We start from the raw sequence: 20,441 nt of genomic DNA, 5'->3' as shown, positions 1-20,441 counted from the left end.
GTTTTAGATCGGAGTGACGCATGATTTACTTTAATGGAACCCCCGCTTTAAAAACCAATCGATTAACTCTGCGAAAGATGCGCATGGACGATACGCGAAGTGCCTTTGATCACTGGCTTTCTGACGAACGGATTTCCGATCATCGAGTCAGTCCGGCACTCAAGACCGGGGCCGAAACAAAGTTGCGGTTGGAGAAGATTGTAAATGCGTACGATTCGAAAGAGGTTTGTCACTGGGGAATCGAGCTCAATGATGGACGTGACCTGATTGGAGAGATTGATTTATATGATTTTGACTTAACCACAGGTAATTGTGAGGTTAGTTATTCCATTGGATATGACTGGTGGAATAAGGGGTACGGGACCGAGGCGTTGAAAGCCGTGGTGGAATTTGCCTTTACCCACATGAACGTACACAAACTATCCGCTGCCCATAATACGGATAATCCGGCATCAGGGAGGATCATGGAAAAAGCCGGGATGAAGCAGGAAGGCGTCATCCGGCATATGATCAGAAATGCAAAGGATCAGTACAAGGACTGTGCGGTGTATGGACTTCTCCGGGAAGAATATCTTCTCCAAAGGGAGGGGGACGTATGAAAAGGATAGCCATTGATATGGATGAAGTAATCGTTGACTTACATAAAAAGCACCTGAATCTATTTAATGAGAAATATAACGAAAGCTTGACTCCAGAGGACTTACTGGTACAAGAATTTGGAAAGTCCGTCCCCATGATGCCGATGACATCCTTGCTTATATAGATGACCCGACGTTCTTTAGGGATTTAGAAGTAATGGAAGGGAGTCAGGAAGTGATCAAAGAGCTGAGTGAATCCTATGAAATTTACATCACGACTGCGGCAATGGAACATCCTACTTCTTTTACGGCAAAATACGAATGGCTAAAAGAACATTTCCCGTTTCTATCAGACTTACAATTTGTCTTCTGCGGTAACAAAAGCATTATTCATGCTGACTACTTAATAGACGACAGCCCAAGGCATTTTAAAGACTTTATGGGAGAGGGGATATTATTTTCAGCTCCTCATAACCGGTATGAGTTAGGGTATGTACGCGTGGAGAATTGGAATGAAGTGAGAAGGTTCTTTTTACCATAAGTCCTGATCTTTTAATGAGGAGGAGTAAAGCATATGTTCAAGAAATTAGCCATCCTATTTATCCTGCTCTTCTCCTTTGGACAGACGGCTTATGCAAAGTCTTATAGTATCGATGAAGTACAGATCCGTGCGTGGATCCAGCCGAATGGGAATCTGCTGGTCAATGAATTGTTCACGTACACGTTCGATGGAAAGTATAAGAGTGTCAGGAGGGCCATCCATGAGGATCATCATGCGGGAGTGCAGTGGTTTAAAGCCTCTGAACTGATCAATGATGAGGCGGAGCTTGGCTTCATCGAGAATGGGGATATCCGTCAACTTGATGTGAAACGGGAGGATGGTACGTATCGTTCACCATTCCCCGTGGAGGACGCCACAAAGACCATTTTATTTGCATATGAACTGAAGGATGCCGTGAAATCGTATGACTCATACAGCGATGTAACGGTTCCTTTTTTCGGAACAGATAGCAATCATGATATTGATTTACATAATGTAACAATTGATTTCGTTTTTCCTGAAAAACTCGACCCGGCGGAGTATCATGCTTTCTTTCACGATCCAAAGGGGAAGGTGGAGGAGAAGGGACCAGAGGTGGTGCGCTTTACAACCCCTGTTTCAGCCATGTATTCTTTAACGGAAACTCGGGTGCTCTTCCCTTCTTCAGTCATGAGTCAGCAGAAAAAAAACGCGGCTCCGAAATCGTTGGAAGCGGCCATTCAGGAAGAAGAAGACCGTGTGGCCCTTGCCGCTCACAGGGAAGCACAAATGAAAACATACAATAAAGTGCTGGGTGGGCTCGCACTTACTTTAGGTACAGTTTTATTCATCATGATGCTTGGATTCTTAATAGGCAGAATAAAAGGCAGTGGGAGAACGAGGGATGTACTCGAGTCGGATCCTCTTCTTTTATATATGGTCCATAGGCGGGGGAAGTTCACCCATGGAGCATTGATGGCAGGGTTGTACTCCTTGGTGGAAAGAGGGAAGGCAACGGTCCGCAGACAGAAAACGACCACTCGTTTTCTCAGTGATGCCCGGTCACCGGATGAGACCTTGTTCTTTACCTTGACCTCTGAAGGTCAATTATCGACGATCGAAGAAAAGCTGGTGTCCTGGATTTTTAAAAGAAGAGGAAAGAACGGTTCCGCATCCTTTGCCATGACCGATCTTGCTGGGGCGACAAAGAGTGAGAAAGATCTCAGCCGCCATGTGAAAAAGTATCATACAAAAGTCAAGTCACTGAAGGAGCAGGAAAGAGAATGGTTTGCCGAAGTTTTGAAAGAGGCCAAGGAAGCGGGACTTCTGCATGACCGGTGGTTCCACTTCGTTACGAAGCTTGCACCACTTTCTGTTGTGCTTGGAACTTTATGTGCCTATCACTTTGACACGAAATCGATGTTTGCCATGTGGTTTTATGGAATCATTGGTTGTGGGTCCCTTGTATTACTATGGTGGAAGAATGAAAAGAAGTGGCCGGCACTTGTTTTTGGTGTAATTTCATTTTTTGCAATTGCTCAACTCAAGGATGAAACCTCCTTCTTCCTTCTGTTTTTATGCCTTTTAATAACCTTATTTCTCTTATTCTTCGTCCCTCGCCATACGTTGTCGGGAGCGGCACTTGATGTGAAAGCGGGCATCGGCAGATTCCGGAAACAGGTGAAGAGAGAAGGGTACCCGAAAGGAAGCGGGGAGGAGATGGAAAAGTGGATGATCCGGACCCTCCTGTTTGAACGAAAGAGGAAACTGAAAAGGATGACGGGTGCAAGCATGGAAGACAATACGGTGTTTTCAGCCGCCCCCCTGACTGCCCTTATCCTATCGGGCCAGGATCCTCATGAGTTTTTGACGAATTCATGGAAGTGGAGCGGTCCCCCTCCGAGTACGTCTTCCGGTTCCTCTGATGGTGGATTTTCCGGAGGAGGCGGAGGATTTGACGGCGGCGGTGGTGGAGGTGCCGGCGCGGATTGATCAATAGCGGTTTACGAAAGGGGAAACGCCCATGTCAAAGGATAACTTGACACTTGTCATCATCCTGGGGATTTTGTCAACGATGGCGGGTTTTATTATGTTTTTCTTTAATGTTTATTTTGGGACTGCGACTGCGGAGGCACAGTTATTCCATAATGGAATTGGCGGTCCAGAATATTACAACGTCATTGTAAAAGGGTATATCAATACCTATTTGGTGGGAGGAAGTATCTTATTTGTGATGGGCGTGTTGGCTATTGTCTTCGGATATCATCATCTTCAATTGAAAAAAAGCAGCGACTCACAGCTAGATGAAAGCATTCAGAATCGGGAGGAAGAAATGTGATAAAAACCAAAGAGAAAACCATGAATGAAATCATCTTCGTCACCACCAACAAAGGGAAAATCGCATCTGCTCAAAAAGAGTTAACGAACATAAAGGTGTTGCCGATTGAAGCAGAATTAAGTGAACCGAGAAGTGATGACATCAAGGAAATCGCAAAAGAAAAAGTGTTGCAAGCATACTCCATCGTGAAAAAGCCATGCATTGCACTGGATTCAGGCTTTTTTATCTCGGCATTGAATGGTTTCCCAAGGGCATACGTGAATCATATGCTTGATACAATCGGCATCGAGGGAATTTTAAAGCTGATGCATGGGGAGGAGAATAGAGCATGTGAATTCAGGTCCTGTCTGGCTTATTATGACGGGGAGGAAATGAGATTTTTTGAGAGTAAATCTCCCGGCGTCATCGCAGAAGAAATACGGGGATCGGATAATGTGAATAGCTGGTCTGACCTTTGGTATATCTTTATCCCGAAGCATTTTCATAGAACGATGGCTGAGTTTGATGAAGGAGATTTTTTGGAATACAACCGGGTGAAAGAAGATTCGGGTATGAAGAAGTTTGGGGAATGGTATTCGGGTTCACGGTAGGAGGAGCTGAGAACTCGTGTTTAAATCTGAAAAGGTGAATCGAATTCTGGCAATCGTTATGTATTGGGGGATGGCTGTGTTTGTAGTAAGTGGAAATCAGGAGTTTTTAAACAATCCGTTTTTATTCTCACTCATCGCCATTTTGACATGTTCATTCACGGCGTTCCAAACGGTGAAGATAAGGAAGATTGAAAGGTGATGAAAGGGAAGAGGATAACCTCGTGACAACGTGTATTTGGGTTTTTAATGTCCTTTCTCTGTTTCATCCATGCATATCAAAGTTGGATGGACGGACGGAAGGTTTCTTTTCTTTTTTATGGATTGGGAGGATCGCTTCACCTGATAATGTACTCAGCGGGTCTGATTAAGTATGTGAGGACGAGAGAGAAGTCGTCGGTGAATTAATATTGGTCGTTTCTGTTTTTTTGTAAAGTATTAATGTAAGTGCGATTTGAGAAAAAACCTGTCCATTAGAATGAATCATATTATGAGCTGGATTTCAGCACGTATGATCCGGATTGGGATTCATACTTTGTGGATTAAATCCTAAATTTTACAATATGACCCGTTTGTCGATATGTCAATATCGATTTACATTAATAAAGAAGAGGAGTGCCTAGTAGCAAGGCACTCCTCTTCTTTATTTCATATAATATACCCCCTTGTTCAACCCAATTCGAGTTAAATCAAGTGATTGCAAGATGAGAGTAGAGGTTTTTCGTGACGGAAGAATAAGAAACTCTCTTAGCTCCCGGTTGGTGATGGTGGGCTTAATCAACAGGAAGTAATCTTCAATGGCTTGGAGATGAGCAGTTTTGGAGGAGTGATTGCAGTGGGGGCAATGCCAGTGACCAATCATTCTGGTCATGACCTGACTGCATTGTTCACAGAGCACGCCATGTTTGATGTCTGATGGTTGCAAACGATAGCTATCCAGAATAGAAGAATCGTGTTCTTGATGTTGATTCAGAAGAAGTCTTTTGGTTTTCCTCAGATCATTGATTGGTTTTTCTTCTTTACCAAACTTCGCATTTAGCTTACTGATTTCCCTGACCAGATTTTGAGCATGGATGATTTTGTTATAAGGCGAAATCAGTTTGTGGCCAGGTGCCATTTTTAAAATGGAAGAAGGATTGCTGAAAACAACAAGGAATTCAATGGGAGGACAGGGAAGTTTGTTGTTGTAATACCATCTTTGGAGAAATAATTTTTTACGGTTTGCCTGTGAAATGGGATCGGGATATCCTTTTTCAACTCCTTGATACAACTGTGAAAACTGATTGAATTCCGGATCAATAGTCAATGTACCGGCAATATTTTTAACTTCTATTGGGAGTGAGTAATGTGGAGTCATAAGCAGCGAATCAATTTGAAAGAAATCAGGAGTCATGGGGAGTCGGAGATCGTTCAGAATCATATATTTCTTGTCAGTAAGAAAGCTAAGGTGATAGTCAACGGCTTTCTCACCATTGTATCCTGCTTTTCGTTTCTTAAGGTCTTGTTCGATGACTGTCCGTTTGGGGTGGTTAAGGGGAATCAGCCTCTTTAATAAGGCATACGTTTGAAGAAGTCTTTTAGGGGGTTTTCTTTCTTTTACAATCAAACTATCACTCCTTATGGCTGGTTATTCTTAAAGTTAATTCGCCATTATATGATATAATCCTCCTTTTTTCTGAAATAGTGCCATGGAAGACGAATTAAAACAAATACTTCATCGGAGTGTGAGAGACTTTTGATCTCCCTTCTGTAAATATGATTTGGAATTTGAAGAAATGATCTGGGAAAACGCAATATGATCCCGAATAGCCATATATGATCCGGAATCAGAAGAAATGATCCCGAATAGCAAAATATAATCCTCATCGTGAAGAAATGATCCCGAATAGCAAAATACACCACAAAGCCTAAGAGAAGCTCAAGATGTATATCAGCAGGCAAGTAATGCAAAAGCTCCCGGCAGAAACAAGTCTGCCGGGAGCTTCCTATTTTCATTATGATAGTTTGTAATTCTCTACAAGTTTCTTTAAGGAGTCTGCCATTTCTTTCAGTTCTTGATTTTGATTTCGTAACATGCTGACGGTGGTGTGCTGTTGTTGAGAGGCAGCTGAGATTTCCTGGATGGTGGCGACACCTTCTTCGGAAATGGCGGCTACTTCATGGATGGATTCGACTGTCCGTTGGGATGTGCCTTGTATGTCTGCCACATCTTCTACCATGGCAGCTACCTGATTAGTCAGGGAATCAACGGCTTGGAAAATCTGGTGGAACAGTTCACCGCTTGTTGACACAAGGTCGGCGCCATCTTTTATATCTGTGTTGATTTCTTTATTAGCGTGCAACATTTCATTAGTCTGGTCCGTGATGTCTTTCAGTACAGCATTGATGGTTTTGACATTTTCGTCGGTTAGGCTCGCCAATTTCTGTACTTCTTGGGCGACGATGGAGAATCCTTTTCCAGCTTCTCCTGCACGTGCCGCTTCTATAGAAGCATTGAGGGAAAGCAGATTTGTTTGATCTGCTACATCTTTAATGAGATCGATGTCCCGGTTGATTTGAGAAATCTTTCCGTCAAGTTGAGTTAATTTAGTAGAATTGATTTCCCCGTTGGATCTGATTTTGTTCATTTGGTCTTGGATTTTATTGATTTTTCCAGTGCCTTCTTTGGCAATTTGACCGGTGTTTCGTGTGAATTGGTCGATTTGTTTTGTTTGGTTAGCTACGCTGGTGATTTTGTCGGACATAAGAGTCGTTCCATTAGATATTTGATCAATATGGACAGAACGGCTTTCACTGGCATTGGCTTCTTCGCTTGTTCCAATGGCAATTTGATTGGAACCGTCTGACAATTCATCAAAGGCTGTCAGGAGGACGGCACTTGTATCATTGATCTGATTGGCATTGTCTTGAACATGGTGGATCACCTGTTTCAGGCTCGCTCTCATTTCTTCATAACGAAGGGCCAGTGTGCCGATTTCGTCTGCACGATCAATGGTGATGCTTTCTGTTAAGTCTCCATTGGTGACCATGTCCATAGAAGAGAGAAGCTGTTCAATGTTCTTCTTCATGCGTCTGCCGATGATGTACGATAAGATTGCGCCGAGGAGTACGGCAACCCCGATGAAAATGGATTGGAATATTGTAATCTTCCGTTTTAAGTCTGTAATAAATTGAGCACTCATGTCGATTCCAACAATGGCATTCGTTCCTTCAAGTGGGACGAAATATGATTTGTGAGTTCCCCACTCATCCGAATAAATCGATGAAAGGACCGGCTCTCGGTTGGTGAACGCTTTTGCCTGATCATCTGTGAAGGGGGATTCGACCATTGTGTCAGGGCTGTCGTTCAGTCCTACGATGTAATCCTTCCCGTTCTTTTGTGTGAGGACATACACATACTCGATGCCTTCTTTCCCTTCAATAAACTGGTCTAACTCATTTCCGACGGCCCCGTTACTTTTTTCCTCATTTTGGATGATATCATTCACGACTGTTTCATCGATTGATCTAGCTAAATCTTCTCCATTTATCGTCAACAGCTGATCAAATTGTGGCAATACATGCTCTTCAAAAATGTACCCAGTCAAGAATCGGATAAATAAAAAGATAAGTGCGCCTAAAATAAAAAAAGGAATGATAAAGCTTAAAAATAATTGCGCTTGAATTGATTTTTTCGGATTGAATAAATTCTTCATCATACGGCCGTCTCCTCTGTTTGTTTTAACCTGATGAATGTGGATAAATCCAGATGCAGTAACGCTTGCAATTCATCCATATCGGATGTCTGGAAGAATATCACGGCAAATGTACGGTCATTGGATGCCTGAATCGCCCGGTATTCAAGGACTTGGCTGAATTTGTTCATGAGTCCTTCATGATCGATGGATTCTACGAAATGCTTACTGATATGTAAAGGAATCTCTGCACAGAAGAAGCCGTAGACTTCATTACCTTTCTGTGCTTTAATTTGTTCCCACTCCGGTTCTTTCTCCTGGAAATAATACTGTGCTCCATTGACACCATAAGCATGATAGCTTAAATCGGTGGTTCCTGCTCCAGCAAAGCGAAGGGGGTTAAGTTCAATGGCCCTGATCCCATTTCGGCTTTTTCTCACCTCAAGGTGGAAGGGGAAGTTCTTTATGTCCATTCGCTCATTTAGCATATGGAGGAAGGTTTCAATTTCTTCCTGAATCTCGTTGATCACTTGTTTCGACGTAAAGTAAATCCTGTCTGATGTGTCCCGGTTATTCATGAAGTTCCTTTTGAGAATATTCAGGACCACTGGTTTACCGGAAGGAGTGACATAACAATCCACGGCATACTCATCTCCATCGATCCATTCTTCAATGATGATTTCTTCTCCGTTAACAACTGTGTTTGAATATGTATTTTTCGTGAGTAGCAGGTCTGCATATAAGCTTTCCACTGCTTGGTCCCACTCTTGTTCGGTTTCGATTATATAGACACCGATACTCGAGTATCCCTTATTCGGTTTAATGACGACCGGGAAAGGGATTTCTTCCTTGTTCAACTGAAGTAAGTCTTCAAGAGAGACGAGGCGGAAGTAATAGTCTGGATATACACTAGATAAGAATTGGCGGAAACCAGCCTTGTTCTTCACCAGCTTGGATGCGGTGGTGAAAGGATGAGAGGGGGCTTCATTTTCCAAAACGGTCAAGCAACTTTCAGAATTGGTCAGCACCTTATCCTCATCACGAATCACCGGATGTCGCCCGTCCGTATCGTAGTAGATTGGGAGCTTTAAATCAATCGCGGTTTTTAATAATAAAGGTGAAACAATTTGGTTTTCTAAAATAATAATAAAAAACACCTCCTATTTTATATAGTAGTTATCGGTCTTAAGGTTGGTATGTTAATAACGATTACCGTATTCCGAAAATTCCAGTAATGAAGACATGTTATTGAGAACGGGTTGAGCGGTGCGGTAGCAGGAAAGTTCTTTATTCATGGGGTAGGTGGCTCATGAAGTAAAGTGGATATGACAACCAATTATATTGGGAATAAGAGGATTTTTGTTCTTAATTGCGTGCTTGGTTTTTTTATGAATTGCCTGAAATTCGAGGTTTTTCTTTTAAAAAGTAAACTCCCGTATTCTACAATACATACCGGTGAAAAGTTTTTTTGAAAAAAAGTGATCCATATCAAAATACGCTGCGTTATCTTACCAGAACACAAAAAACAAAACGAAAAAGGAGAGTTTAAAAAATGAAAAAAACAAAATTACTTAAGAAAATCGCAGCACCGATGTTAGGATTATCTCTACTAGCTCCAACGGTAAGTTTCGCGGCAGAAACACCGACAGCGGTGACGCCGGCTTCCGACCTTCGTTCCACGTTGGATCAATTACTATCTGAACACTATGTATTAGCGGTCAACGCCATGGTAAAAGATTACAAGGATGCACCGGATGAGAAAGAAGCATATGAAGCACTTAATCAAAATGCACTGGATATGACACCGGCGATCGAATCGATTTACGGGAAAGAAGGAGCTCAGAAATTCGAAGAGATCTTTGCCGGACATAATGAATATTCACCGGATTTCGTTGAAGCTGCCAAATCAGACGACGCGGAAATGAGAAAAGCTGCTGAAGCCGAAGTGAAAGATTTCGTCAACGAATTCTCAAGCTTCCTTTCAACAGCAACAGAAGGAAATCTCCCGGAAGCGGCAGCGAAAGAAGTATTAACAGCACATGAAATGGATGTCATCGAAGCGTTTGACAGCTATGTAGAAGAAGACTATAAAGGATATCAAACGAACTTCAAAGAAGGGTACGACAGAATGTTCGATATCTCGAAAGCTTTATCCGGAGCGATCGTGACGCAGATGCCGGATAAATTCAATAACACGAAAGTAGATGCACCGGCAGCGGAATTACGCTCTACATTAAATAATCTGGCTGCAGAACACTTTGCACTGGCAGCGATGAGCATGCAAAAGGGTGTCAACGAAGCGCCTGATTATGATACAGCGACTTGGGCAGAAGACATGAACACAGAAGCCTGGACGAAAGCGATCGGATCCATTTATGGTGAAGAAGGCGCGGCACAATTCAAGAAATTATGGACAAGTGAGCACATTAATGCCCAGGCAGATCTTGTGAGCGCGACATTAGCAGGTGACGAAGAAGGCGTGAAGGCAGCGAAAGACAGCCTGGGTATGTTCACAGAAGAATTCGGTACATTCCTTGCAACGGCAACAGAAGGAAACCTTCCGAAAGACGCGGCCATCTCTTCTCTTAAAACACATGAAGATCAAGTCGTGAAAGCGTTTGACTCATATGTAGCAGAAGACTATAAAGCAAGCACAGATACATTCCGTGAAGGATATGCGTTCATGTTCGGTGTAGGGAAAGCACTTGGAGATGCGATTGTGAAGCAAAATCCTGAAAAGTTTGCATCAAGTGACATGCCTGAACAAATGCCAAACACAGGAATGGGTGGAGCAGCTGAAGAAGGCATGCCAATGGCTGCATGGATCACATTTGTAGCAGTAGCAATGATGGCAGGCGGAATTATCATCAAGAAGAAGTTTGCAAATCAACAATAATCATAGAGCCATGAGAAGAGCGGGATTCTGCTCTTCTCTCTTCTCTTAAGTGGAGGGAACACGATGAAGAAACGAATGCTTATCATAGTAATTGCAGTCCTGATGATCGGGGCAGTCGGCTTTCAGGCCATTGCCAAGAATGGAACTGAGAAAGAAACCCGGACCGCCCAATCCGTCGAGAAACCAACAGTGAAAAAAGAAAAAGCAAAAAGCGGGGTGGGTACCGCCCATAAGGAAGAAGAATTTGTTCTTCTTGACTCTTTAAAGAAGAAGAAAACAGAGCTTGAAGAGCAGGTAAAGGTTCAAGAAGAAGGAATTACGCCTTCCCGTGTCCAGATTCCGAGCATGGACATTGATACGAACGTCATCCCAGTCGGACTGCTTGAGAACGGGGAAATGGAAGTGCCCGAAGAAACGGATGTCGTCGGCTGGTACGACCGTGGTGTAAAGGTCGGAGCCAAGGGGAATGCCGTCCTTGCAGGTCATGTCGACAGTAAAAAAGGACCGGCCATCTTCTTCTATCTGAAGAACATCGAAATAGGGGAAGAGGTCATCGTCACAGATGAACAAGGAATGAAGCGAACGTTTGAGGTGAAATCAAAGGAAAGCTATCCGAGTGACGAAGCGCCGATCGAGAAGATTTTCGGACCATCGGATAACCGGAACCTGAATGTCATTACATGCACAGGTACGTTTAATCATGACAAGCATCTTTATCCGGACCGGCTGGTCGTGTATACGGAACTTATCTCAGAAACGAACGTCAATGAAGTAAAAGTGCCAGAATCTCCAACGGCTGTTCAGGTGGACACAGGCTCGGTTTCATGGCATTCGGTGCAGAGTGATACAGTCATGGGATACAGAGTTTATAAAAAGACCGCGGACGAAAAAGAATTCAACCATATCGCAAGTATCTCTGCCCACGAACGGAAGAGCTTCTTTGACAAAGAGTCTGGAAAAGGGGACACTTATTACGTCACAACCGTGAATATAGAGGATCAAGAATCTGCTCCCTCTGAAAAAGTGGAAGTTAAATAAGACTTTGCATGAGACCCTTCTGATGATGGAGGGTCTCTTCCTTCGAATGAATGGCTGAAACAAGGAAATACTTCCTTTAAGGAGGTGTTTTTTTATGTTCGAAGAAATACAGAGGCTTAATCACGAAGCCAGTAAACTGGAAACCAACTATTGGCTGAGTGAGGACCTGTTCAGTCTCCACTGGTGGGTCATTGTCATCGTAAACATTCTCTTTCTTATGGTATTGATCAAACTGTTGGATCGTAAGCGTCCCTTGCAGGTCATCATCGCTTTTCTCATAAGTTTCATCCTTGTGGGATTCATCAATGAACTCGGCTATTACTATCATTGGTGGAGCTATCCACATCAATTCATCACAGCGTTCAGGGTCATGAATGCCGTTGACTTCCTGACCATTCCGGTAATTCATACGCTGTTATATCAGAAATATAGTGGGTGGAAACCTTATTTGATTGCGAATGCCATCATTATGGCCATTATTGCGTTTGTAGGGGTGCCGATTTTTGTCCATTTTCATTTCTATGTTCTATATGACTGGAACTACTTGAAATCCTATCTGGCTCTTATTGTGGTGGGGATGCTTGTGAAGGTTATTGTGGATTTATTGATCGATTGGGCAGCGGTAGAGAGGGACTCATGAGGCGGTCGCTATTTGAAAGGTTATTCTGTTTAAGAGGCTTCTTGATTATAGAGACGAGATAACGTTATAAGAGTCGGAAACCCCAAATTGGGTCTTGACTCCCTGGATGAGCCAGATTCCAGAAAATGATCTGAAATCAGACCATATATTCCAACATACATAATCCATTTTCAATACTCGACGAACGACCACTATTAAAAAAGGAAATCCGGGATCAGCAATCAATCCCGGATTCTTGCTATTCTATGAATGTAAGCCTGACCGGCTCAACACGATCCATACTCGCCCGATACAACGTAATCTCCCCAGAGGGAGGCTTTGGGTCATTCGAGTGACTTTGAAAATGTTCATTCAATCCGATTGTCCATTCCGCCTCACCGTCTCTCATCAGGACGATGGCAATGGTGCCGAATTGGACGACGTTGTCCCAATCGTAGTACTGGCCGGATTTTCCGTTGTAGTCAATGGAGATGCCCTTCGGTGTGCAGTCAATCCTGGCATCGTTTCCTTTCCACTGGCCTTGAATCGTCGGTCCGACATAAGTATACGAAATACCTGAGTCCCTGGCGCCATATGTACCTATGTACTGGTGAATACTGTTGTCAGATGCACGGTAGGTCAACGTCGCAATGTCATTTTCAAGCCATTTTAACTTGAATTTCCCTTGTGTTTCGTAGGGAAGGACTTCTTTCGGTCTGGCGAAGAACCGGTAATAAGTTCTATAATAGACGGCCTCACCCGTTTTTCTGTCTTCTTTTAAGACGAACTGATTTTTCATATCGGGTGAAAAGCTTACAATCTGTTTGGTCTGCTGACCATGGTTCAGAATGAGGCCCCCTTGAAGGAGGATGAGAATAACCGCTGTCACGGAGGAGATGATCTTCCACGTCTTCGGAATGATAAAGAGGAGGAAGATAGAAGCAGCCATGCCCGCCACAATGAGGGTATTGACTACATAGAATAGACGATTATCGATATATTCCAAGTTATATGTGTCGTTCAGGAACAGGTATCCCATCTGGAAGATGAACAGGATGATGGATAAGATGAATAGTAGACGCCCAATTCTTTTTTTAGTCGGTTTCATCTGGCTGTACCTCCTCTTGGAATGACCAGGTCCGTCCCTGATCTTCTGAGATGAATTTCCCTTTTATTTTTCCGCCTTTATAATCACCGTTCGGACCCTGATTGACGTAGGCGGCCAGGTGATCACCTTCTTTGAAGGGGACCTCTGCCATGACAAAGATCCTTTTATATTGATCCGGGATTTCCATCGCTGCTTTGTTCCACGAATTTCCCCCGTCATGTGTGAGATGAAGATCCGGTTCTTCCGGGTTGAGGATCCCGAACGACAGAAAGCCTGTGTCTTCATCAACAAATCCCCCGTCATCTATGAGGCGCATGGTGTCGGGGCTTGCCGTCTCCTGCCACGATTCCCCTCCGTCTTTCGTCAAATAAACAGTTGTCAATTCCTGTGACATCGTCCGGTCGGCTGAAAGAATCACATAGCCGAAGGACTCATTGAGAAAGCCGACCTTCCTGAAACGGATGGGCGGAGAAGAAGCTGTGACCTGGGCATCTTCCCAAGTCTCCCCTTTGTCCTTTGAAAAAAGCAATCGGACGCTTTTATCGACGGAATAGTCACGGGCATATAAGAAGGCAGCAAGATCTTCTGTCAGAATATAACTTTCCTCTATCAGCTCGTCCTCACTCCCGGAATACTCCCCTTGGAATAGATTCTCTTTTTCCACGGGAACTTGAATCCACTTCTCTCCATGGTTGTAGGTGATCTGCAGCTGATCCTCTTGAAGCGAATATCCGACAGGGGCAGCCTCATTCAACGCTTGAAGCGGAGGAGGACCGGGATCAGTTAGTTCCGGCGTCGCCGGTTGGCTTATGTTTGGCTCTTTTTCAAAAAAATACGTGCCTGCGATGATCCCGATGACCATCAGACAAGCGGTCCCGATCATGATGTATTTCACATTACCAGACTCCTTTGGTTATATTTTCTATTTTATCATAGAGAAAAGATTGAACGAGATAACATATTTTGGAATAATGGAAGGAGGAGGGATGATATGAAAATAAATGCGTACCTTATTCGCTTATCGTTTTCCATCATGAACATCTTTGGTGGGACGCTTGCGATTGTTTATATAAAAACAGGAGACCTTTTTGGGTACAATCTGATTGCGACGTGTGTTGGGATGGTTCTTCTTGTGGCTTCGTGGATGTGGAGAAGAAGGAACAAGGAAAGGGGGGGGGAAGTGTTATGAATTCTAAGGAAAACGTAAAGATGTGCGACTATGGCCATACCTATGTGAAAAACAGTGATTGTCCGACCTGTCCAGAATGTGAAAAAGAAAGGAAACCCGACACCGGATTTCTGTCGATTCTTGCAAGCCCGGCAAGAAGAGCGTTGGAGAATAACGGGATCACGAAGCTTGAAGAGCTGGCAGGATTCAGTGAGAAGGAGCTTCTTGCTTTTCATGGGATGGGCCCTTCGTCGATCCCTAAGCTTCGAAATGCCCTTGGGGAGAAGGGCTTGTCGTTTAAAGAAGAGGGGTAAGAGAAGATGGCCGTCATACATAGACAGTACGAAGGTATACACGACTATGACGAAATTCGAATATTCCTGGAAAAAGAGTTCGGGCATACGAGATTTGATCATAATCTCACACTATTTGAATTTCAAACTGCCCTTTCATGTGGATTGGATGAGCGGGTCAAGAGGCTAGATGAAGTATTGGAGAATGTGCATCTTTGGTTTAATGGTGATCGTCTGGTCGGACTTCTTGAAGAGGGGGCATTTTGTGCCGCGGGAGATCACCGATTCCTTTTTGAGGAAATGGTGGAGGTGGCAGAAAGGTGTTTCCCAGGGATGGAATGGGAAGTGTATGACGGTGATAAGGATTTGGAAAAAGTCCTGTCAAACAGGGGATTTCTCAAGTCAGCGGAATACTGGGTAAGAAGGGATTTCGATCTTACACAGCCGGTGGAAGGAGGCAGGCTTCCTGAAGGGTGCGAGGTAAGGTCCGTCCCTGATCTAAAAGAGCAGGAAGAAGTATTTCAAGCTTATAAGCTATGCTATGGTCTATTGTTCAATCAGACGATGTTTGATCGTTTCTATGAAACATCCACTTACAGAAAAGAGTTGGATTTGGTCGTGACGGGTCCTGATGACAAGGTGGTCGCGTTATGCAGTGGGAGATATGATGAAAGGAATGAGCTGGTGACGATTGAGGCGGTGTCCTGTTTTCCTGAATACAGGGGGAAAGGGTTCAGCAAAGCCCTGTTACGACAAGTACTCCATGCCGCGAAAGAACTTGGCGCCAAACAGGCAACTGTTTATACAGGCATGCCGGAGAAATTCCCTGCACCGAATCGACTATATGAATCGGCCGGTTTTGAACTGGTCGGGAAGAGGTATGTTTGGAATAAAGAGTAGTGAATGGGAACATTGAATTTCGTTAAGGGAAAAGCTTCGAGACGGATGCTTTGTTATTATAATAAATAGACGGAATTATTCCGCTTAATTAGTCATTACTAGATGAAAAAGGATGAAATAGAGGGAAAGATTCCGCCTATTAAGATTAAAATTACGAAAATAGGTGATTTTTCTGTCCGTAAGCGGAATACCTTCCCTTATTTACCCCAAAAACAAGCTCCATTCTGAATGTAACCGGAAAAACTCCGCTTATTTTACGTTGGCTGGTTCTTCTATTCAATAGATTACGATGAAACGTATCACAAGTATTAAAGAAACTCGCAAATGTACTAAGGTGAGTTCTCCTTGTTGTAATCCTATAATGATGCTACTACATTTTTTATAAAATCACTTCAAAACGGAGCGGTTTAAGAACGCCTCGAAGCTTTTTTATTTCGTCTTCTTTCCATGGAACACCATTGCATTCCCCAGTACTTTTTTGTTCAGCAGAAGTTTGGGTAAGTTCAAAACATCGGTTAGTTTCTCCTGTTTCAGTTCAACTGTATCAGTCAGGTCGGCTACCAACTCTGTACGCTCCCCAAACATAGCCTCATCCAGGAAAAGATCCATAAAGACAAACGTGCCACCGGGCTTTAACACTCTGAAAGCTTCCCTGATAACGTCCGTTTTGTTACGGGAATCTTTCACTTCATGAAACGTGAGGCAGCTGACAACAACATCGAATTCCGCGTCCCGGAATGGGAGCTTCGAGGCACTTGCTTTCAAAAATTGAATCCGATCTGAAACCCCTTCGATTTCAGCGTTTTCTTCGCATTGAGCTTTTGAATATTCCCAGTTCTCTCCCCAATAATCGATTCCGATTAACGATGAATGGGGAAACCTCTTAGCGATTTTGATGATCAGAGAACCACTCCCTGTACCAATATCGAGGATTTTTCCACTTTCAACATCCATTCTTGAGACAATCACATCATGAATCTTCGACTGATAGTTTCCGCCGAATCCTGCAAATTGAAAGATAGAGTAAGATAGGATAAAGACGATATAGAGAAACGGCAATGCAAGCATACCTGACAGGATGCGCAGGTAAATGGAGATGGGGAAGAATGTGATCATCAGAAAAAGAAGGGAAATCCCCAGGAAAATAAGAAGTTTATTCACTCGAATCCAGGTTTGATACGTTGGTTTGGTTCTCAATTGATTCGCCGTCCTTAACATTTAGAATGAGTTTGATATTATTATAAAGGAATGGACATTGTAAAAGAAGGTGATCAAGTGGACATCAGACATTTAAAATATTTTATAGAAGTAACGAAATTCAAAAGTTTTACCCGTGCGGCGGATCATTTGTTTGTGACACAGCCGACGATCAGTAAGATGATCCGAAACTTAGAGGATGAGCTGGGAGTGGAACTGTTCGATCGTTCCCGGAAGCAGCTCGTGCTGACGGATGCGGGAAGGGCGATTTTGACGCAGGCTCAGACGATCGATAAGGCGTTCGAGAACGTCCAACATGAGCTTGATGACCTGATTGGCCTGCAGCGGGGACATATCCGTATCGGACTTCCGCCGATCATGGATGCGGGTCAATTCATCAAGGTGCTTGGGGAGTTCCATGCGCTCTATCCGGGCATCACGTTCCAGCTGATCGAGAACGGGACGAAGCGGATTGAAGAAGATATCCTTGCCGATCAATTGGATGTCGGTGTCGGGGTACTGCCTGCTGCTGAAGAGGATTTTCATCATTTTTCATTTATGAGGGAAGAATTGAGAATGGTTGTTCCAAAGACTCACCGATTAGCTGGCAGGAAACAAGTTAAATTAATGGAGCTTGAGGACGAGCAGCTTATCCTTTTTAACAAGGATTTTGCCCTGAATGATCGGATCCGTGAGGCGTGTAAAGAAGCTGGATTTCTTCCGAAAGTGGTGTCTGAAAGCTCACAATGGGACTTTATCGGGAAGATGATCGAGGCCAAACTTGGGATTTCGATCCTGCCTTACAGCGTCTATGAACAGTTGAAGGAAGATTTGGTTGCGATTCGTGTCGTAAAACCCGTCATCGAATGGGACCTCGCCATCATTTGGAGAAAAAATCAATATTTATCGTATGCCACAAAAGAGTGGCTCACCTTTACCCAGGAACGATTAATGGGGAGCATTTCCGACTGAGAAATGCTCTTTTTTTTGCCCCGATTTAGGAAAACTAGGGATTGATACCATTCAATTGTAAGCCGTTGCATAGATAGTATCTATGGTAATGATGAGGAACATTCATTTCACTTATCCTGATTCGGGGCGTACACTTTAGGTATCAAACGTTTGAAATACCAGTACACAAACAGAAGGGACTTGTTCTCCATGCCAAACAAGAAACATCCGAAAGAGAGTCTGGTCGTCAGCACGGACCAGGTCATGATCAATGATTTAAACAATTACAATACCCTGTTCGGCGGGGTTTTAATGAAGAAGCTTGATAATAATGCGACGCTATCCGCTAGACGTCATGCACGGGTGAAGGAATGTGTGACAGCGTCAACAGATTCCATCGACTTCCTTTATCCGATCCATCAGAGCGATTCCGTTTGCGTCGAATCTTTCGTCTCTTATGTCGGGAATAAATCGATGGAAATCTTCTGCAAAGTGATTGCCGAAGACATGATCACAGGAGAAAGACGAATGGCCGCGACCGCTTTCCTAACCTTTGTCGCACTTGATGAAAATAAAAATCCCGTCAAGGTACCGGAAATCGTACCGGAAACAGAAGAAGAGAAATTCTTGTTCGAATCAGGAAAAGAGCGTGCGGAAAGAAGAAGGATCCGCCGCAAGCAGAGCAAGATCCTGAATGACATCATCGGACTCGAAAAACCTTGGAACTTGGGAGGGGAGGCATCATGAGCATGATGGTAGCAGGAATGAACGAACTGCACGAAGCAAAAAAAGATGTAGAAGCACTGAAGCAGGATTACCCCGAACTGAATGAACAGCTAGTCCACGTCACGAGTTTGACGCGACAACTACAGCTGAAGTACGGCTACATGGGGTCCTTACTCCGTGACAAAGAGCTGCCGGATTACGAACCGCAGTTTGTCCGCGACTCGATCCTCTCACTCTATCAGGACGAGGTCCGGAAGCTGAAAAATCATCCAAATATGGCCCAGCTGAAAGACATCATGAAAAAGCATAGACAAATCAGTGACTCGAAATTATTCTTATTGATCCTTGGCGCGAAGCCGGAACTGCTGCAGGGGTCGACAATTATAAAGTAATGGAGAGTGAAGCCGGAAGAGGGGAGTCTTCCGGCTTTTTATAGTATGGGCGACACCTCTTCAAATGGCTAACTCCAAATCACCCCTTTTTTCCTTTCTTTCACCATGTCCTGAATGGTTTCTGCCATCAGCTCAATCCCTTCTCCAATCATGCGATTCTCCACATGGGAGACACTGAGACGGAGCTCGTCATGTCTCATGAAATCCTCCAGATACATGGATTCCGTGCTCTGCGCCAAGACGTTTCTCTCTTTTAACCGCAGAATCAATCCATCAGCTTTTAATGGAGAAGGCAGTCTGACCGTTGAGTAGAATCCTGATGTGGGACAAGTATAAAACGTTCCCTCCGGCATAAAAGCACGATACGCCACGCGAAGCAGATCACCCTTTTTCCGATACAGCTTCCGGGTCTTTTCAATATGGGCATCAAACATCCCGTTTTTCAAATAGATTTCCAGGGCTCCCTGTGTGATGACCGGTGTATGGACGTCTGCGGCAAACTTGGCACGTGTAAATCCCTCGATCAACTCAGGGGGAAGGACGGCAAGCCCGAGACGTAAGCCCGGCAATAGGGTTTTAGAAAAGCTCTTCGTATAAATGACCCTTCCATTCGGTTGATACGCAAACATGGGATCCTGCTTCAGGTCGGGATCAAGATCTCCCATGTAGTCGTCTTCCACGATATACACATCATACCTTTGAGCAAGTTCGACGATTTTCCTTCTTCCTTCATTCGTGTAACTGTGCCCGGTGGGGTTATGAAAACGGGAAACAGCGTAGAAGAATTTAATGTCTTCTTTTTGAAAAATGGACTCAAGCCGCTCCAGGTCAGGTCCGTCCCTCCCGATGTCAATCCCGAGACAGGGCTGGTTCTTCACTGATTCTATGAAACTGGGATGAGCCGGCTGCTCGGTCAGGATGGTTTGTTTGCCATTCGGGAACGGTTGCCGTATCAAGAGATGGAGGGCTTGTTGGGATCCGGTCGTGACGGCAATGCGAGAAGGATCTGTAAACACCTGGAGATCCCGCAGATGCCGGGCGAGTTCTTCACGCAGTGAGGGTAGTCCGAGAAGGTCGGAATAAGTGAACATATCTTCTTTGTACCGGTCGATGGCCAGGTTCATGCAGTGCTTGTAGTCGAGGTAGGGCATAGCGTGTTTATCGGGGCCGGCGGATAAGAAGTCATAGACGGTTACTCGAGAACCGGCTTGTCTTTTATAAGGAAAGTCTTCCACTAAATAATACCCGCTTTTACTCACTGCATAAATCTTATGGCTGAATTCCAATTCCTTGTACGCTTTGATGACGGTGTTCAAGCTGCAGGAGAATTCGTTGGCGAGGATTCTGATTGATGGCAGGCGGCTTCCGGGCTTAAGATTACCCGACTCGGCCAGTTCTTCTATGTGACGGATGATTTCTTCAAATTTGGCATGGGGCACTCTTTTTCCTCCCATCT

General features: G+C 44.1%; 23 protein-coding genes. 16 read left to right on the top strand and 7 right to left on the bottom strand.

What is annotated here, in order from left to right:
- Positions 1 to 20 precede the first annotated feature (20 nt).
- The 7 genes from NQ095_RS13015 to NQ095_RS12985 are packed head-to-tail and all read left to right on the top strand — an operon-like array spanning position 21 to position 4,225.
- Complete coding sequence (locus NQ095_RS13015) at positions 21 to 599, top strand: GNAT family N-acetyltransferase (RefSeq protein WP_258263898.1); 579 nt, start codon at positions 21 to 23, stop codon at positions 597 to 599.
- A complete protein-coding gene (locus NQ095_RS13010; protein WP_258263897.1) occupies positions 596 to 763 on the top strand; it encodes a 5' nucleotidase, NT5C type in 168 nt (55 codons plus the stop codon). Before NQ095_RS13015 ends, NQ095_RS13010 begins: the two co-directional genes overlap by 4 nt.
- Positions 715 to 1,119, top strand: coding sequence for a 5' nucleotidase, NT5C type (locus tag NQ095_RS13005; protein WP_309137644.1), 405 nt, complete (start codon positions 715 to 717; stop codon positions 1,117 to 1,119). The genes NQ095_RS13010 and NQ095_RS13005 overlap by 49 nt, the downstream gene beginning before the upstream one ends.
- Positions 1,120 to 1,152: 33 nt before the next feature.
- Positions 1,153 to 3,090 carry a DUF2207 domain-containing protein gene (locus NQ095_RS13000; RefSeq protein ID WP_258263896.1) on the top strand — a complete coding sequence of 646 codons (1,938 nt, stop codon included), beginning with the start codon at positions 1,153 to 1,155 and terminating at the stop codon, positions 3,088 to 3,090.
- A 31-nt stretch (positions 3,091 to 3,121) separates the two neighbouring features.
- Entirely contained in the window at positions 3,122 to 3,436 is a 315-nt protein-coding gene (locus tag NQ095_RS12995; RefSeq protein ID WP_258263895.1) for a hypothetical protein, read from the top strand.
- Positions 3,433 to 4,026, top strand: a complete 594-nt coding sequence (locus NQ095_RS12990; RefSeq protein WP_258263894.1) for a non-canonical purine NTP pyrophosphatase — start codon at positions 3,433 to 3,435, stop codon at positions 4,024 to 4,026. The genes NQ095_RS12995 and NQ095_RS12990 overlap by 4 nt, the downstream gene beginning before the upstream one ends.
- 16 nt (positions 4,027 to 4,042) lie before the next feature.
- The gene (locus tag NQ095_RS12985) at positions 4,043 to 4,225 is read left to right on the top strand and encodes a hypothetical protein (protein WP_258263893.1); all 183 of its coding nucleotides are present in this window, start codon (positions 4,043 to 4,045) and stop codon (positions 4,223 to 4,225) included.
- Between the two features lie 441 nt (positions 4,226 to 4,666).
- Here the strand turns inward: NQ095_RS12985 and NQ095_RS12980 are convergent, their stop codons facing one another.
- The 3 genes from NQ095_RS12980 to NQ095_RS12970 form a co-directional block, all read right to left on the bottom strand.
- Positions 4,667 to 5,629, bottom strand: coding sequence for a nuclease-related domain-containing protein (locus NQ095_RS12980; RefSeq protein WP_258263892.1), 963 nt, complete (start codon positions 5,627 to 5,629; stop codon positions 4,667 to 4,669).
- Positions 5,630 to 6,017: 388 nt separating this feature from the next.
- Complete coding sequence (locus tag NQ095_RS12975) at positions 6,018 to 7,721, bottom strand: methyl-accepting chemotaxis protein (protein WP_258263891.1); 1,704 nt, start codon at positions 7,719 to 7,721, stop codon at positions 6,018 to 6,020.
- Positions 7,718 to 8,746 (bottom strand): ATP-grasp domain-containing protein, encoded by a 1,029-nt coding sequence (locus NQ095_RS12970; RefSeq protein ID WP_258263890.1) that lies wholly within the window; start codon positions 8,744 to 8,746, stop codon positions 7,718 to 7,720. The genes NQ095_RS12975 and NQ095_RS12970 overlap by 4 nt, the downstream gene beginning before the upstream one ends.
- Before the next feature lie 503 nt (positions 8,747 to 9,249).
- On the opposite strand from NQ095_RS12970, the gene NQ095_RS12965 reads away from it, so the two are divergent.
- The 3 genes from NQ095_RS12965 (at position 9,250) to NQ095_RS12955 (ending at position 12,271) form a co-directional block, all read left to right on the top strand.
- On the top strand, positions 9,250 to 10,593 hold the full coding sequence (locus NQ095_RS12965) for a copper amine oxidase (RefSeq protein WP_258263889.1): 1,344 nt from the start codon (positions 9,250 to 9,252) through the stop codon (positions 10,591 to 10,593).
- 63 nt (positions 10,594 to 10,656) lie between these two features.
- Complete coding sequence (locus tag NQ095_RS12960) at positions 10,657 to 11,631, top strand: class F sortase (RefSeq protein ID WP_258263888.1); 975 nt, start codon at positions 10,657 to 10,659, stop codon at positions 11,629 to 11,631.
- Positions 11,632 to 11,725: 94 nt separating this feature from the next.
- Entirely contained in the window at positions 11,726 to 12,271 is a 546-nt protein-coding gene (locus tag NQ095_RS12955; RefSeq protein WP_258263887.1) for a hypothetical protein, read from the top strand.
- 238 nt (positions 12,272 to 12,509) lie between these two features.
- On the opposite strand, the gene NQ095_RS12950 is transcribed toward NQ095_RS12955, so the two are convergent.
- Complete coding sequence (locus NQ095_RS12950; RefSeq protein WP_258263886.1) at positions 12,510 to 13,358, bottom strand: hypothetical protein; 849 nt, start codon at positions 13,356 to 13,358, stop codon at positions 12,510 to 12,512.
- On the bottom strand, positions 13,345 to 14,253 hold the full coding sequence (locus NQ095_RS12945; RefSeq protein ID WP_258263885.1) for a WD40/YVTN/BNR-like repeat-containing protein: 909 nt from the start codon (positions 14,251 to 14,253) through the stop codon (positions 13,345 to 13,347). Before NQ095_RS12945 ends, NQ095_RS12950 begins: the two co-directional genes overlap by 14 nt.
- Before the next feature lie 96 nt (positions 14,254 to 14,349).
- Here NQ095_RS12945 and NQ095_RS12940 point away from each other — a divergent pair, with 96 nt between their 5' ends.
- Genes NQ095_RS12940 through NQ095_RS12930 form a run of 3 tightly spaced genes read left to right on the top strand, consistent with a single transcriptional unit; the run spans position 14,350 to position 15,719 of the window.
- The gene (locus NQ095_RS12940; protein WP_258263884.1) at positions 14,350 to 14,547 is read left to right on the top strand and encodes a hypothetical protein; all 198 of its coding nucleotides are present in this window, start codon (positions 14,350 to 14,352) and stop codon (positions 14,545 to 14,547) included.
- Positions 14,544 to 14,840, top strand: a complete 297-nt coding sequence (locus NQ095_RS12935; RefSeq protein ID WP_258263883.1) for an RNA polymerase alpha subunit C-terminal domain-containing protein — start codon at positions 14,544 to 14,546, stop codon at positions 14,838 to 14,840. The genes NQ095_RS12940 and NQ095_RS12935 overlap by 4 nt, the downstream gene beginning before the upstream one ends.
- 6 nt (positions 14,841 to 14,846) lie before the next feature.
- Positions 14,847 to 15,719, top strand: a complete 873-nt coding sequence (locus NQ095_RS12930; protein WP_258263882.1) for a GNAT family N-acetyltransferase — start codon at positions 14,847 to 14,849, stop codon at positions 15,717 to 15,719.
- Positions 15,720 to 16,148: 429 nt separating this feature from the next.
- On the opposite strand, the gene NQ095_RS12925 is transcribed toward NQ095_RS12930, so the two are convergent.
- Complete coding sequence (locus NQ095_RS12925; RefSeq protein WP_258263881.1) at positions 16,149 to 16,937, bottom strand: class I SAM-dependent methyltransferase; 789 nt, start codon at positions 16,935 to 16,937, stop codon at positions 16,149 to 16,151.
- A 57-nt stretch (positions 16,938 to 16,994) separates the two neighbouring features.
- On the opposite strand from NQ095_RS12925, the gene cidR reads away from it, so the two are divergent.
- The 3 genes from cidR to NQ095_RS12910 all read left to right on the top strand — a co-directional run bounded on the left by cidR (position 16,995) and on the right by NQ095_RS12910 (position 18,985).
- Positions 16,995 to 17,888 carry a cidABC operon transcriptional activator CidR gene (gene cidR / locus NQ095_RS12920; RefSeq protein WP_258263880.1) on the top strand — a complete coding sequence of 298 codons (894 nt, stop codon included), beginning with the start codon at positions 16,995 to 16,997 and terminating at the stop codon, positions 17,886 to 17,888.
- Positions 17,889 to 18,077: 189 nt separating this feature from the next.
- Positions 18,078 to 18,614 carry an acyl-CoA thioesterase gene (locus NQ095_RS12915; protein WP_258263879.1) on the top strand — a complete coding sequence of 179 codons (537 nt, stop codon included), beginning with the start codon at positions 18,078 to 18,080 and terminating at the stop codon, positions 18,612 to 18,614.
- Positions 18,611 to 18,985 (top strand): hypothetical protein, encoded by a 375-nt coding sequence (locus NQ095_RS12910; RefSeq protein ID WP_258263878.1) that lies wholly within the window; start codon positions 18,611 to 18,613, stop codon positions 18,983 to 18,985. The genes NQ095_RS12915 and NQ095_RS12910 overlap by 4 nt, the downstream gene beginning before the upstream one ends.
- Before the next feature lie 68 nt (positions 18,986 to 19,053).
- On the opposite strand, the gene NQ095_RS12905 is transcribed toward NQ095_RS12910, so the two are convergent.
- Positions 19,054 to 20,424: an aminotransferase-like domain-containing protein gene (locus NQ095_RS12905; RefSeq protein ID WP_258263877.1), complete on the bottom strand. Its 1,371-nt coding sequence runs from the start codon at positions 20,422 to 20,424 to the stop codon at positions 19,054 to 19,056.
- Between the last annotated feature and the right edge of the window lie 17 nt (positions 20,425 to 20,441).

Source organism: Rossellomorea sp. SC111 (assembly GCF_024733565.1).
Lineage (GTDB): Bacteria > Bacillota > Bacilli > Bacillales > Bacillaceae_B > Rossellomorea.
The sequence above is the reverse complement of the archived record's forward strand: the minus strand, read 5'-3'. Positions and strand labels throughout refer to the sequence as shown.